The sequence below is a fragment of the Pseudogulbenkiania subflava DSM 22618 genome (assembly GCF_900177275.1).
Lineage (GTDB): Bacteria > Pseudomonadota > Gammaproteobacteria > Burkholderiales > Chromobacteriaceae > Pseudogulbenkiania > Pseudogulbenkiania subflava.
Map to the genome: position 1 here is coordinate 202244 of NZ_FXAG01000002.1, position 11486 is coordinate 213729.

The 11486-nt window shown below is 63.1% G+C and carries 12 protein-coding genes; 8 read left to right on the top strand and 4 right to left on the bottom strand.

What is annotated here, in order from left to right:
• Positions 1 to 66 precede the first annotated feature (66 nt).
• A complete protein-coding gene (gene glnA / locus B9N72_RS02540; RefSeq protein ID WP_085274872.1) occupies positions 67 to 1485 on the bottom strand; it encodes a type I glutamate--ammonia ligase in 1419 nt (472 codons plus the stop codon).
• 275 nt (positions 1486 to 1760) lie between these two features.
• Here glnA and B9N72_RS02545 point away from each other — a divergent pair, with 275 nt between their 5' ends.
• The 6 genes from B9N72_RS02545 to B9N72_RS02570 all read left to right on the top strand — a co-directional run bounded on the left by B9N72_RS02545 (position 1761) and on the right by B9N72_RS02570 (position 7064).
• Positions 1761 to 2213, top strand: a complete 453-nt coding sequence (locus tag B9N72_RS02545) for a rhodanese-like domain-containing protein (protein ID WP_014086102.1) — start codon at positions 1761 to 1763, stop codon at positions 2211 to 2213.
• Positions 2214 to 2334: 121 nt separating this feature from the next.
• Positions 2335 to 3156 (top strand): shikimate dehydrogenase, encoded by an 822-nt coding sequence (aroE, locus tag B9N72_RS02550; protein WP_085274873.1) that lies wholly within the window; start codon positions 2335 to 2337, stop codon positions 3154 to 3156.
• Positions 3156 to 3839: a monofunctional biosynthetic peptidoglycan transglycosylase gene (gene mtgA / locus B9N72_RS02555; RefSeq protein ID WP_085274874.1), complete on the top strand. Its 684-nt coding sequence runs from the start codon at positions 3156 to 3158 to the stop codon at positions 3837 to 3839. Before aroE ends, mtgA begins: the two co-directional genes overlap by 1 nt.
• A gap of 213 nt (positions 3840 to 4052) precedes the next feature.
• The gene (gene mgtE, locus B9N72_RS02560) at positions 4053 to 5495 is read left to right on the top strand and encodes a magnesium transporter (protein WP_085274875.1); all 1443 of its coding nucleotides are present in this window, start codon (positions 4053 to 4055) and stop codon (positions 5493 to 5495) included.
• Between the two features lie 7 nt (positions 5496 to 5502).
• Complete coding sequence (gene prmC / locus B9N72_RS02565; RefSeq protein ID WP_085274876.1) at positions 5503 to 6315, top strand: peptide chain release factor N(5)-glutamine methyltransferase; 813 nt, start codon at positions 5503 to 5505, stop codon at positions 6313 to 6315.
• On the top strand, positions 6315 to 7064 hold the full coding sequence (locus B9N72_RS02570) for a phosphatase PAP2 family protein (RefSeq protein WP_085274877.1): 750 nt from the start codon (positions 6315 to 6317) through the stop codon (positions 7062 to 7064). The genes prmC and B9N72_RS02570 overlap by 1 nt, the downstream gene beginning before the upstream one ends.
• 27 nt (positions 7065 to 7091) lie before the next feature.
• On the opposite strand, the gene B9N72_RS02575 is transcribed toward B9N72_RS02570, so the two are convergent.
• Positions 7092 to 7571: an FKBP-type peptidyl-prolyl cis-trans isomerase gene (locus B9N72_RS02575; RefSeq protein ID WP_085274878.1), complete on the bottom strand. Its 480-nt coding sequence runs from the start codon at positions 7569 to 7571 to the stop codon at positions 7092 to 7094.
• Between the two features lie 143 nt (positions 7572 to 7714).
• Here B9N72_RS02575 and B9N72_RS02580 point away from each other — a divergent pair, with 143 nt between their 5' ends.
• Both B9N72_RS02580 and B9N72_RS21355 read left to right on the top strand, forming a co-directional pair.
• Positions 7715 to 8848 (top strand): ribosomal protein uL16 3-hydroxylase, encoded by a 1134-nt coding sequence (locus tag B9N72_RS02580; RefSeq protein ID WP_085274879.1) that lies wholly within the window; start codon positions 7715 to 7717, stop codon positions 8846 to 8848.
• A 72-nt stretch (positions 8849 to 8920) separates the two neighbouring features.
• Entirely contained in the window at positions 8921 to 9301 is a 381-nt protein-coding gene (locus tag B9N72_RS21355; RefSeq protein WP_234985864.1) for a hypothetical protein, read from the top strand.
• A 111-nt stretch (positions 9302 to 9412) separates the two neighbouring features.
• On the opposite strand, the gene bamC is transcribed toward B9N72_RS21355, so the two are convergent.
• Positions 9413 to 10546, bottom strand: a complete 1134-nt coding sequence (bamC, locus tag B9N72_RS02590) for an outer membrane protein assembly factor BamC (protein ID WP_085274880.1) — start codon at positions 10544 to 10546, stop codon at positions 9413 to 9415.
• Positions 10547 to 10570: 24 nt separating this feature from the next.
• Positions 10571 to 11446: a 4-hydroxy-tetrahydrodipicolinate synthase gene (gene dapA, locus B9N72_RS02595; RefSeq protein WP_085274881.1), complete on the bottom strand. Its 876-nt coding sequence runs from the start codon at positions 11444 to 11446 to the stop codon at positions 10571 to 10573.
• Positions 11447 to 11486 lie beyond the last annotated feature (40 nt).

An 11486-nucleotide genomic window follows, 5' to 3' on the forward strand; every position in this document is an offset into this window, starting at 1 on the left:
TTGGCAGCGCAGGAAAACAAAAAACGGCAGCCGAGGCTGCCGTTCGATTAGGGTACAGGCCGTGAATTACAGGCTGTAGTACATCGAGAATTCCACCGGGTGGGTGGTCATGCGGGTCAGGTTCACTTCCTGCATCTTCAGTTCGATGTAAGCGTCGATCCACTCGTTGGAGAACACACCACCGCGGGTCAGGAACTCACGGTCGGCGTCCAGCGCGGCCAGGGCTTCGTCGAGCGAGGCGCACACGGTCGGGATCAGCTTGTCTTCTTCCGGCGGCAGATCGTACAGGTTCTTGTCGGCGGCATCGCCCGGGTGGATCTTGTTCTGGATGCCGTCCAGGCCGGCCATCATCAGCGCGGCAAAGCACAGGTACGGGTTGGCCAACGGATCCGGGAAGCGGGCTTCGATACGACGGCCTTTCGGGCTCGCCACGTGCGGAATGCGGATCGAAGCGGAGCGGTTCTTGGCGGAGTAGGCCAGTTTCACCGGCGCTTCGTAGTGCGGAACCAGACGCTTGTACGAGTTGGTGCCCGGGTTGGTGATGGCGTTCAGGGACTTGGCATGCTTGATGATACCGCCGATGTAGTACAGGGCGGTTTCGGACAGGCCGGCGTAGCCGTCACCGGCGAACAGGTTCACGCCGTCTTTCCAGATCGACTGGTGCACGTGCATGCCCGAGCCGTTGTCGCCGACGATCGGCTTCGGCATGAAGGTAGCAGTCTTGCCGTAGCTGTGGGCCACGTTGTGCACCACGTACTTCAGAATCTGGGTCCAGTCAGCGCGCTGGGTCAGGGTGCTGAACTTGGTGCCGATCTCGTTCTGGCCGGCGGTAGCTACTTCGTGGTGGTGCACTTCGACCGGCACGCCCAGTTCTTCCAGCAGCAGTACCATGGCGGAACGCAGGTCTTGCGAGGAATCGACCGGCGGGACGGGGAAGTAGCCGCCCTTGATGCCCGGACGGTGGCCCATGTTGCCGCCTTCGAACTGTTCGGCGGACGCCCAGGCCGCTTCTTCAGCCTGGATCTTGACGTGGCAGCCGGACATGTCAGCGCCCCAGGTCACGGAGTCGAACACGAAGAATTCCGGTTCCGGACCGAAGTAGGCGGTGTCACCGATGCCGGAAGCCTTCAGGTAGGCTTCGGCGCGCTTGGCGATGGAGCGCGGGCAGCGGTCGTAGCCCTTGCCGTCGGCCGGATCGATCACGTCGCAGGACATGAAGACGGTCGGCTCGTCGTAGAACGGGTCGATCTTGGCCGTGGCCGGGTCGGCCATCAGCAGCATGTCGGAAGCCTGGATGCCTTTCCAGCCGGCGATCGAGGAGCCATCGAAAGCGTGGCCGTGTTCGAACCACTCTTCGCCGTCATCGAGGACGACGTGGGCCGGGATGGAAACGTGCTGCTCTTTACCGCGGGTATCGGTAAAGCGCAAATCTACGAATTTGACGTCGTTGTCCTTGATCAGTTTCAAAACGTCTGCAACCGCCATGGTGTTCTCCTGTTGGGCTACGTGCATCAGAGTATGCGTTGTACTAAGGGTTTGCGACTAAAACTAGCAGGAAGCGTGCCAGCCCATTCCGACGGGCTTGCCCATTGTGGCACAAGCCTCGTCGGACTTGCACGCGCCACGGAAGGCCCCGGTTTGGTGCGTCACATTATTGCCGTGATCGATATTGGTGCATGTGGCATGGTTTGCGCCGGAGCGGGGCTTTCCCGATAATCACTGTAAACAAATAATGTAATCCCCTTGCAAGGAGAGTGATGATGAGCAAGATCAACGAGATTCTGCACCGGGCCGGCGAGCGCGGCAGTTCCCAGGGGCTGCCTTACGCCGGCGCGGTGACGCCGGACGAGGCGTATGAACTGTTGCAGGGCATTCCCGAAGCGGTGCTGGTCGACGTGCGCAGCCAGGCCGAATGGCAGTTCGTCGGCGTGGTGCCCGACGCACTGCGCATCGAATTGCGCAGCTTTCCCGGCATGGTACCCAACCCGAATTTTGCCAATCAGCTGATGCAGCAGGTGGACAAGGAAAAGGTCGTGCTGTTCCTGTGCCGTTCCGGTGCCCGCTCCGACGAAGCCGCGCGTCTCGCCACGGCTTCGGGCTACGCCACGGTCTACAACGTGCTGGAAGGATTCGAGGGCGACAAGGACGCGGAGCAGCACCGCGGCCGGATCAATGGCTGGAAAGGGCGGGGTTTGCCCTGGATTCAGGGATAAATGGTTGATGTTTGTCGGGCTTCGCGGCAAAGTGCAGAGTTGAAAGAATTACCATTAATGACGCCGCCGCGCGCTAGCAAGCGTATTGGCCGTCGTTGAGCAATATCGAGAAAGCAGAATCATGACCGACCGTTACGCCGTCATCGGCAATCCCATCTCCCACAGTCAGTCTCCGTTCATCCATACGGAGTTCGCCCGCGCCTGCCAGCTCGATATCCAGTACGAGAAGCTGTTCGCCGAGCTCGACAAGTTCGAGCAGGTCGTCGCCGAGTTCGTCGCGGCGGGCGGCAAGGGCATGAACGTCACCCTGCCGTTCAAGGGCAACGCCTATCGCATGGCGACCGAACTGACCGAGCGCGCGCGCGCCGCCGAGGCGGTGAACACCCTGAGCTTCCGCGACGGCAAGGTCTACGGCGACAACACCGACGGCGTCGGCCTGGTGCGCGACATCGTGGAAAACCTCGACTTCCCGATCGCCGGCCAGCGCGTGCTGATCCTGGGCGCGGGTGGTGCGGTACGCGGTGTGCTGGCGCCGATCCTGGAGCAGAAGCCAGCCGCGCTGACCATCGCCAACCGCACCCTGATCAAGGCCGAGGCGCTGGCGCACCAGTTTGCCGCCTGGGGCGAGATCAGCGCCACCGGCTATGAAAGACTGGAAGGCAAGACTTTCGACCTGGTGATCAATGCCACCTCGACCAGCCTCAGCAACGAGCTGCCGCCGGTCCCGTACGGCGTGTTCACCGCCCGTACCCTGGCCTACGACATGGTTTACAGCAAGGGCCTGACGCCGTTCCTGAAGCGCGCCCAGTCGGAAAACGCCGGCATGCTGGCCGACGGCCTGGGCATGCTGGTCGAGCAGGCCGCCGAATCGTTCTCGATCTGGCACGGCGTGCAGCCGGAAACCCGCAAGGTCACCAACATGCTGCGAGACGTGCTGGCCTGATGCGTCTCCTGTTCAAGATCGGGGCGGCCCTGGTGGCCGCCCTTGTGCTGTATAACCTGTGGATTTTCGGGCATGTGCTGTACTGGCGCACCAACAACCCGTCCGCCAGCGCCTTCATGAACGAGCAGCTGGCGCGCCTGCAGGAAGAGAACCCGGACGCCGAACTGCACCACAAGTGGGTGCCGTATCAACGCATCTCGCCCAATCTCAAGCGCGCCATCATCGCCGCCGAGGACGCCAAGTTCGTCGACCACGAGGGCTTCGACTGGGACGGCATCGAGAGCGCTTTCGAGAAGAACCTGAAGCGCGGCAAGATCGTGGCCGGCGGTTCGACCATCAGCCAGCAGCTGGCCAAGAACCTGTTCCTGTCCGGGCACAAGACCCCCTGGCGCAAGCTGGAAGAAGCCATCATCACGGTGATGCTGGAAGCGGTGATGGACAAGCGGCGCATCTTCGAAATCTACCTCAACGTGATCGAGTGGGGTAACGGGGTGTTTGGCGCCGAGGCGGCTTCCCGCTACTACTACCGCACCGCAGCCAGCAATCTGTCCGCGTCGCAAGCCGCCAGGCTGGCCGCCATGGTGCCGAATCCGCGCTATTACGACGAGCACCGCGGAGCGCGCGGTCTGGCGCGCAAGGCGCATATCATCCAGCGCCGCCTTTCCTACGCCGAATTGCCCTGATCCGGCGCGCTTTCCCCGGGTTTCCAGCTGGAACCCGGGGCCTTCACGTGCTAGAATCCCGCCTTTCTTTTCGTTTGGCCGTGCCCGCACGGCATTAACGCATGGACTTACCCAGTTATCCTGTAACGAAATCCCGTTACTCTATTATCGAATAATCCCCGCCTTCAGGACCGCAGTGCGCGTGCACTTCCGCTGAGGCGGAAGGAGGCGTGCATGACGGTTGTCGAAAAGAAACAACCCACTGATCGTCTGCAGGAAAACCTGAGCCAGGTGCAGCGCCTGATCGAGCGCCACCGGCTGGTCGAAGACTTGGTTCATCGCCAGGAGATGGAAAAGCACGACCTGGTCGAGAACCTGGTTCACAAGCAGAACCTGGTCGAACTGCAGCACAAGCTGAGCCAGCTCCACCCCGCCGACATCGCCCACATTCTGGAGGCGCTGCCGCTCGAAGACCGTTTGCTGGTATGGGATCTGGTCAAGACCGAGCAGGACGGCGAAATCTTGCTGGAAGTCTCCGACGCGGTGCGGGAAACCCTCATCGAGTCGATGGAGCAGCACGAGCTGGTGGCTGCTGCCGAGCAGCTCGACACCGACGAACTGGCCGATCTCGCCGCCGACCTGCCGCGCCAGGTGGTGTACGAGGTCATGGGCAGCCTGGACGAGCAGGAGCGTGCCCAGCTGCAGTCCGCGCTGTCCTACGACGAGGACCGGGTCGGCGCGCTGATGGACTTCGAGCTGGTGAAAATCCGCGCCGACGTCAGCTGCGAAGTGGTGCTGCGTTATCTGCGTCGTTTCGACGAGCTGCCGTCGCACACCGACAAGATCTTCGTGACCGACGAGGAGGGCGTGCTCAAGGGCGTGCTGCCGGTGCGCAAGCTGCTGGTCGCCGACCCGGACGCCCTGGTGCAGGACGTGATGGCCACCGAGGTGGTGACTTTCCATCCGGAAGAAGAGGCCGCCGACGCCGCGCTGGCGTTCGAACGCTACGATCTGGTGACGGCGCCGGTGATCGACGACAAGGGTTTGCTGATCGGCCGTCTGACCGTGGACGAAATGGTCGACGTGATCCGCGAGGAGTCGGAGAGCGAAGTGCTCAACCTGGCCGGTCTGAAGGAAGAGGAAGACCTGTTTGCCCCGGTCATCGACTCGGTGAAGAACCGCTGGGCCTGGCTGGCGATCAACCTGTGCACCGCCTTCGTCGCCTCGCGCGTGATCGGCGCGTTCGAGGGGTCGATCCAGAAGATCGTCGCGCTGGCCGCGCTGATGCCGATCGTCGCCGGCATCGGCGGCAACTCCGGCAACCAGACTATTACCATGATCGTGCGCGCCCTGGCCATGGGGCAGTTGCAGCCGGGACAGGCGGCGCGGCTGTGGCGCAAGGAACTCGGCGTCAGTGCCATGAACGGCCTGGTGTGGGGCGGGATGTTGGGCCTGCTGGCGTGGGCCTTGTACGGCAATCTGGCGCTGGGCTTGGTGATGGTGGCGGCGACCACCCTCAACCTGATGCTGGCCGCCACCATGGGGGTGTACATCCCGCTCACCATGGAAAAGTTCGGCAAGGATCCGGCGGTCGGCTCCAGCGTGATGATCACGGCCTGCACCGATTCCGGCGGCTTCTTCATCTTCCTCGGTCTGGCGACCCTGTTGCTGCTGTAAGCCCATCATGACCATCGACGAAGCCCTGCGCCGTTATCCCTTGCCGCGACTGGAGTCGCGCCTGCTGCTGATGCAGGTCACCGGTTTCGCCCCGGCCAAGCTGGTCGGTTATCCCGAGCTGGAGCTGAGCCCGGAGCAGGAGTCGGCCTTTGTCGCCCTGGCCGAACGGCGTCTGAGCGGCGAGCCGATCGCGTACCTGCTGGGCGAGCGCGAATTCTACGGCCGCCCGTTCCTGGTCTCGCCGGCGGTGCTGATCCCGCGCCCGGAAACCGAGCACCTGGTCGAAGCGGCGCTGGCCAAGGTTGGCCGAAGCCCGGCACAGGTGGTTGATCTGGGCTGCGGTTCCGGCGCGATCGCGGCGACACTGGCGCTGGAGGCGCCCGAGTGGCAGGTGAGCGCGGTGGACGTGTCCGACGCCGCGCTGGCGATCGCGCGCCAGAACGCGGCGCGGCTGGCGGCTCCGGTGACGTTCTTCCTGGGCAGCTGGTATGCCCCCCTGCCTCAGGGCGCCATCTTCGACCTGATCGTGTCCAATCCGCCCTACATCGCCGCGGCGGATCGCCATCTGGGCGAAGGCGACGTGCGCTTCGAGCCGCGCCTGGCGCTGACCGACGAAAACGACGGGCTGAGCTGCCTGCGCGAGATCGCCGCCGGAGCTCCAGAGAGGCTGGTGCCGGGCGGCTGGCTGATGGTTGAGCATGGCTACGACCAGGGGGATGCCGTGCGTGCCTTGTTCCGTGCCGCCGGTTTGGCCGAGGTCGAGACCCTGGCCGATCTGGCGGGGCTCGACCGGGTGACGCTGGGGCGCAAGGCAACCTGATGACGTCGCGGGTCTGCCGCCTGTGGCCGCTGCTGCTCGTGCTGCCGGCCGTCGTGTTGGCGCTATGGCCCGACTGGAACCAGCGCCTTTTCCTGCTGTTGCACCAATCGGCCCGCTCGATGCCGGGGGCTCTCTGGCGGCTCGCCAGCGTTTTCGGCGACTGGAAAACCGTCATCGCGTTGCTGCTGCCGCTCGCCTGGCGCCAGCCTCAGCGCTTGCCGGCACTGATCACGGGACCGTTCTTGGCGATCCTCCTGGCGATCTTGCTCAAGGCGTTCTTCGCGGTGCCGCGCCCGCCGCTGGTTCTGCCGACGGGGACGGTGCAGCTGCTGGATGCCTTGCCGCGCAACGCCTCCTTTCCTTCCGGTCATGCCATGGCGTCGGCGCTGTTGGCAACGGCCTGGAGTGCCGACCCGAAGGCGGGGCGCGGGAGTACCGCATTGCTGATCGTGGCTGCGGCGCTGGTCGGGTGGTCGCGCCTTGCGATCGGGGTGCACTGGCCGCTCGATGTGCTGGCCGGTGCATTGCTGGGCTGGGGTGTGATGCGGCTGGCGCTGCGCCATGCCTGGCCGCAAGGATGGCCGGCGAGAGTGACGGAACGGCTGTTGGCGGTGCTGAGCGGGCTATTGCTGCTGGTGATGGCGTTTGCGGCCGTGCGAGGTTGGCCGAAGCATCATGAGGAATACGTGGTGAGGCTGGTCATCGGAACCGGCGTCGCCCTGCTGGGCTTGCTCCGGTTCCGGCGCTGAAGCAGGCGGCACGAAGGCCGCCCGGGATCAGTGGTGGTGGCCGTGTTCGCCGTGGGCGTGGCCGTGACTGACTTCGTCGGCGCTGGCGGCGCGAACTTCCACCACCTTGGCGACGAAGCGGATGGTCAGGCCGGCCAGCGGGTGGTTGGCATCGACCACAGCCTTGCCGTCGGCGATGTCGGTGACACGGAACAGCAGAACATCGCCGGTTTCCGGATCGTCGGCCTCGAACATCATGCCCACTTCGACGTCTGCCGGGAACACGTCCAGCGGTTCGACGCGGACCAGCTCTTCTTCCGGCGTGCCGAAGGCATCATCCGGCTCCATCTTCACGTCGATGGAGTCGCCGACCGCCTTGCCTTGCAGTGCCTCTTCCACCAGCGGGAAGATGCCGTCGTAGCCGCCGTGCAGATAGCTGATGGGCTCCTCGGTCTTGTCGAGGAGGGTATTGTCAGCGTCGAACATCTCATAGTGGAGGGTAACGACGGTATTTTTGGCGATTTGCATGAGAGTTGTCCGTGCAATAAATAGATAAATTCGACAGGCGCGGAACGCCTCGCGTTCCCTGTGCCTGCAGCAAACAGATGCTGGGCGGTACCGCCTGAAGCGTATTGTAAACCATTGCAGCACCCGCTAACCGAGAAACTGCCATGACTCCCCTGAGCCTCCTGGGCGGCATCACGCCCGAGCAATTCCTGAAAGAATACTGGCACAAGAAGCCCCTGTTGATCCGTGGCGCGCTCAAGGAGGTCGGGCCGCACGTCGACTTCGACTGGCTGGCCGAACTGGCCATGCAGGACGATGTCGAGTCGCGCCTGATCGAATTCAACCAGGGGCGCTGGAAGCTGGAGCGCGGTCCGTTCCGCCCCTCCCGCTTCAAGCGCCTGCCGGCCAGCGACTGGACCATCCTGGTACAGAACGTGAATCACCATGTGCCGCATATCGACGAACTGCTGTGGCGCTTCAACTTCATCCCGTACGCTCGTCTTGACGACCTGATGATCAGCTACGCCCCTCCCGGCGGCACGGTCGGTCCCCATTTCGACTCCTACGACGTGTTCCTGCTGCAGGTTGGCGGCCAGAAACGCTGGCAGATTTCCTCCCAGAAGGACGAGACCTTCATCGAGGATGCCCCGATCAAGGTACTGGAGCACTTCGAGGCGGAGCAGGAGTTCGTGCTGGAGCACGGCGACATGCTCTACCTGCCGCCGCGCTATGCCCATTACGGTGTCGCACTGGAGCCGGGCATGACCTACTCCATCGGCTTCAGGGCGCCTTCGGTTCAGGAGCTGACCACCCAGTTCCTGGTCTACCTGCAGGACCGGGCTTGCTTCGATGGCCGCTACGCCGACCCCGACCTCCAGTCGCAGCCGGCCGATCCGGCCGCCATCGGTGACGCCATGGTGGCCCAGGTCGAGCGCATGCTGCAGCTCATCAAGTGGGATGGCAACACGGTTGGCGATTTCCTCGGCCACTACCTGACCGAGCCCAAGCCGCACGTGTTTTACGATGCGCCAGACGAGCCGCTCGAGTTCGACGAGTTTGTCGAACAGGCGGCCCTGGCCGGGGTGGTGCTCGACGCCAAGAGCCAGATACTGTTCCGTGGCGAGGCGCTGTACTGCAATGGCGAGCGCTTGGAGGTCGATGCGGCCGACGTGGTGGACTGGCAACGCTTTGCCAACGCCCGCAAGCTGGCAGGGCAGGCATTTTCGGATGCGATGACCGATGTTCTTTATGAGGGCTATTTGTCAGGGTTTTGGCATATCGCTGACAGTGTTGCATGATTGCAACATGATATTGGTTGTTTTGCCTCAATGCTGGTTCGGAAGCGAATAGCTATGTGGGAAAACCCTTGTTTGGAGCCGTTTGCTGCACTGCAAGAAAAAATTCATGGGGCTGTGGCCGTTTTGCCGACCGTGCCCTCTGTACAGCCGTTTTTTTCATGCTACAATTTGCCCACTGAAAAATTTCAGTCGCTTCCGGTTAGCCAGGAGCGATTTTTGCTGAAAAATTGTTCTCATTACTTAAAGTCAAAGGTCTTAAAAATGAAACAGTCGCTCCTCGTTGCTGCCCTGCTCGCCGTTGCTCTGTCCGCTTGCGGTAAGAAAGAAGAAGCTCCGAAAGTAGAAGCCTCCGCTCCGGCCGTTGAAGCTTCGGCTCCGGCTGCTGCTCCGGAAGCTTCGGCTCCGGCTGCTGCTGAAGCCTCCGCTCCGGCTGCTGCTTCCGCTGCTCAGTAATCTGGTGCTGTTCAAAAAACCGACCCTAGGGTCGGTTTTTTTATGCCCGGCGTATTGCCGGGCATAAAAAAACCCGCGCGAAGCGGGTTTTTTTTATGGTCAGGCAGGGGCTTACTGGAGCTCGGCCTGCAGCTTGCCAAGCGCCGTACGGGTCTGCGCCGGCGGCAGCGGTTTGCCTGCCTTGTCGGTGAGGGCAATCTGGGTCTTGCCCGGACTGTCTTCCTTCAGCTGCACCAGGAACTCCTCGTCTTTCGGTGCTGCCTCGTTCTTGTCGCCACTGCTCCAGAACGCGAGGCTCGACCAGAAGCCGCCGGATTTCTCGGTCTTGCCGCCCTCCGCCTCGCCCTTCACCGGCTTGACGTAGTAGATGCCCTGGGCGCGGTTGCGATCCGACACGGCAAGGCCGATGCGATCCAGCGCCAGGCCGACACGGCGCCAGGCGCGGTCGAAGCCATCGTTGACCGTCAGGGTGCCGTTCACGATCTGGCTGTTCGGGGCTTCCGGGGTCTGGGTCTGCTTGATCGCTTCCTTGGCTCTTTCCTCGGTCTGGCCGAGGCGGATCATGAAGCGGCCCAGCAGCTCGGCTTCCAGTTGCGGGTCGGCCGGACGTGGTTGCCACTTGGTTTCCGACTTGCCTTCGTCGACAAACACTTCGTACATGCCGCGGTGCGAGAAGTACACCTCGGTGCCGGCGGCGGTCTTCTCGACGCGGATGCGGAATTTGTCGCGCTCGGCGGTGGAGTAGACGTTGCCCAGGCCCACGGTTTCCATGAACTTGCGGATCACGTCGTTAGGCAGCTTGGCGCGGTTCTCGGCCCAGTCCGTCTCCATGATGCCCAGTTGCGGGTCTTCGGTCTTGATCACGAAACCATTGTCTTGCCAGAACGCCTTGAGCACCGGCCAGAGTTCCTCCGGCTGCTTGTGCTCGGCGACCAGCCAGCGTTGCGAGCCGGCCCGTTCCATGCGCACGTTGTCGACCTTGGTGACGGCCGCCTCGGTGCTGGCCGGTGCTTTGCTACTGCCCTGAGCCTGGTTGAGCTCGTTCAGCGAAGCCACCCCCGAGCGCGGCAGCTCGTAGCGGTTCTGGATCTGCGGGGCGGTCAAGTCGGGCGGAACCTCCAGCTTGTTGGTCTGGGCCGGTGCTTCCGACTTGTAGTCGAGCTTGTTCTGGAGCGGTTCGGAGGTACTGCAACCGGCCATCAGGCCGGTCAGCAGCAGAATCGCGGCAGGCGCGCTTCGTTTCATGCGTTCTCCCATTGAATGGGGGTTTTAGAGGACTTCCGCCTGCTGCATTGCGGCGCGGACGGCCGCGGTTGCAGCGTCGGTCAGCGGGGTCAGCGGCAGGCGCAGCCCGGCAGGGATCCGTCCCATCTGCTGCAGTGCCCACTTGGCCGGAATCGGGTTCGGTTCGATGAACAGCTGCTTGTGCAGGCCTTGCAGCTTGTCGTTGATGGCGCGCGCGCGCGCCGTATCGCCTGCGAGCGAGGCTTTGCACAGCTCGCTCATCAGTTTCGGCGCGACGTTGGCGGTGACGGAAATGACACCATGGCCGCCGCACAGCATGAAGGCCATGCCTGTGGGGTCGTCGCCCGAGTAGAGGGCGAAACCTTGCGGCGCACGCAGCGCCAGGTCGCAAGCGCGGCCGATGTCGCCGGTGGCGTCCTTGATGCCGACGATGTTGGGAATCTGGGCCAGGCGCAGCGCGGTATCGTTGTTCATGTCGGCGACGGTGCGGCCCGGCACGTTGTACAGGATGACCGGGATGTCGACCGACTCGGCGATGGCGCGGAAGTGCTGGTACATGCCTTCCTGGGTCGGCTTGTTGTAGTACGGCACCACCGACAGCGTCATGTCCACGCCGACCTGGCGGGCATGTTCGGCCAACTCGATCGCTTCGGCGGTGGAGTTGGCTCCGGTGCCGGCGACGACCTTGACGCGCTTGGCTGCATGCTTGACCACGGTTTCGACGACGGCGATGTGCTCGTCGACACTGAGGGTCGCCGATTCGCCGGTCGTGCCGACCGCGACGATGCCGTCGGTGCCGTTGTCAATGTGGAAATCAACGAGACGCTTGAGGGATTCGAAGTCAACCTGACCATCCTCGAGCATCGGGGTGACCAGCGCGACCAAGCTACCGGTAAGCATAGTTCAGCCTATTTATTAGGGTTTCGAGAGGCCTTCGATT

Excerpts from the sequence above, each read along its gene's own strand:
- glnA (WP_085274872.1), bottom strand. The coding sequence starts at position 1,485 with ATGGCGGTTGCAGACGTTTTGAAACTGATCAAGGACAACGACGTCAAA.
- B9N72_RS02545 (WP_014086102.1), top strand. The coding sequence starts at position 1,761 with ATGAGCAAGATCAACGAGATTCTGCACCGGGCCGGCGAGCGCGGCAGT.
- aroE (WP_085274873.1), top strand. The coding sequence starts at position 2,335 with ATGACCGACCGTTACGCCGTCATCGGCAATCCCATCTCCCACAGTCAG.
- mtgA (WP_085274874.1), top strand. The coding sequence starts at position 3,156 with ATGCGTCTCCTGTTCAAGATCGGGGCGGCCCTGGTGGCCGCCCTTGTG.
- mgtE (WP_085274875.1), top strand. The coding sequence starts at position 4,053 with ATGACGGTTGTCGAAAAGAAACAACCCACTGATCGTCTGCAGGAAAAC.
- prmC (WP_085274876.1), top strand. The coding sequence starts at position 5,503 with ATGACCATCGACGAAGCCCTGCGCCGTTATCCCTTGCCGCGACTGGAG.
- B9N72_RS02570 (WP_085274877.1), top strand. The coding sequence starts at position 6,315 with ATGACGTCGCGGGTCTGCCGCCTGTGGCCGCTGCTGCTCGTGCTGCCG.
- B9N72_RS02575 (WP_085274878.1), bottom strand. The coding sequence starts at position 7,571 with ATGCAAATCGCCAAAAATACCGTCGTTACCCTCCACTATGAGATGTTC.
- B9N72_RS02580 (WP_085274879.1), top strand. The coding sequence starts at position 7,715 with ATGACTCCCCTGAGCCTCCTGGGCGGCATCACGCCCGAGCAATTCCTG.
- bamC (WP_085274880.1), bottom strand. The coding sequence starts at position 10,546 with ATGAAACGAAGCGCGCCTGCCGCGATTCTGCTGCTGACCGGCCTGATG.
- dapA (WP_085274881.1), bottom strand. The coding sequence starts at position 11,446 with ATGCTTACCGGTAGCTTGGTCGCGCTGGTCACCCCGATGCTCGAGGAT.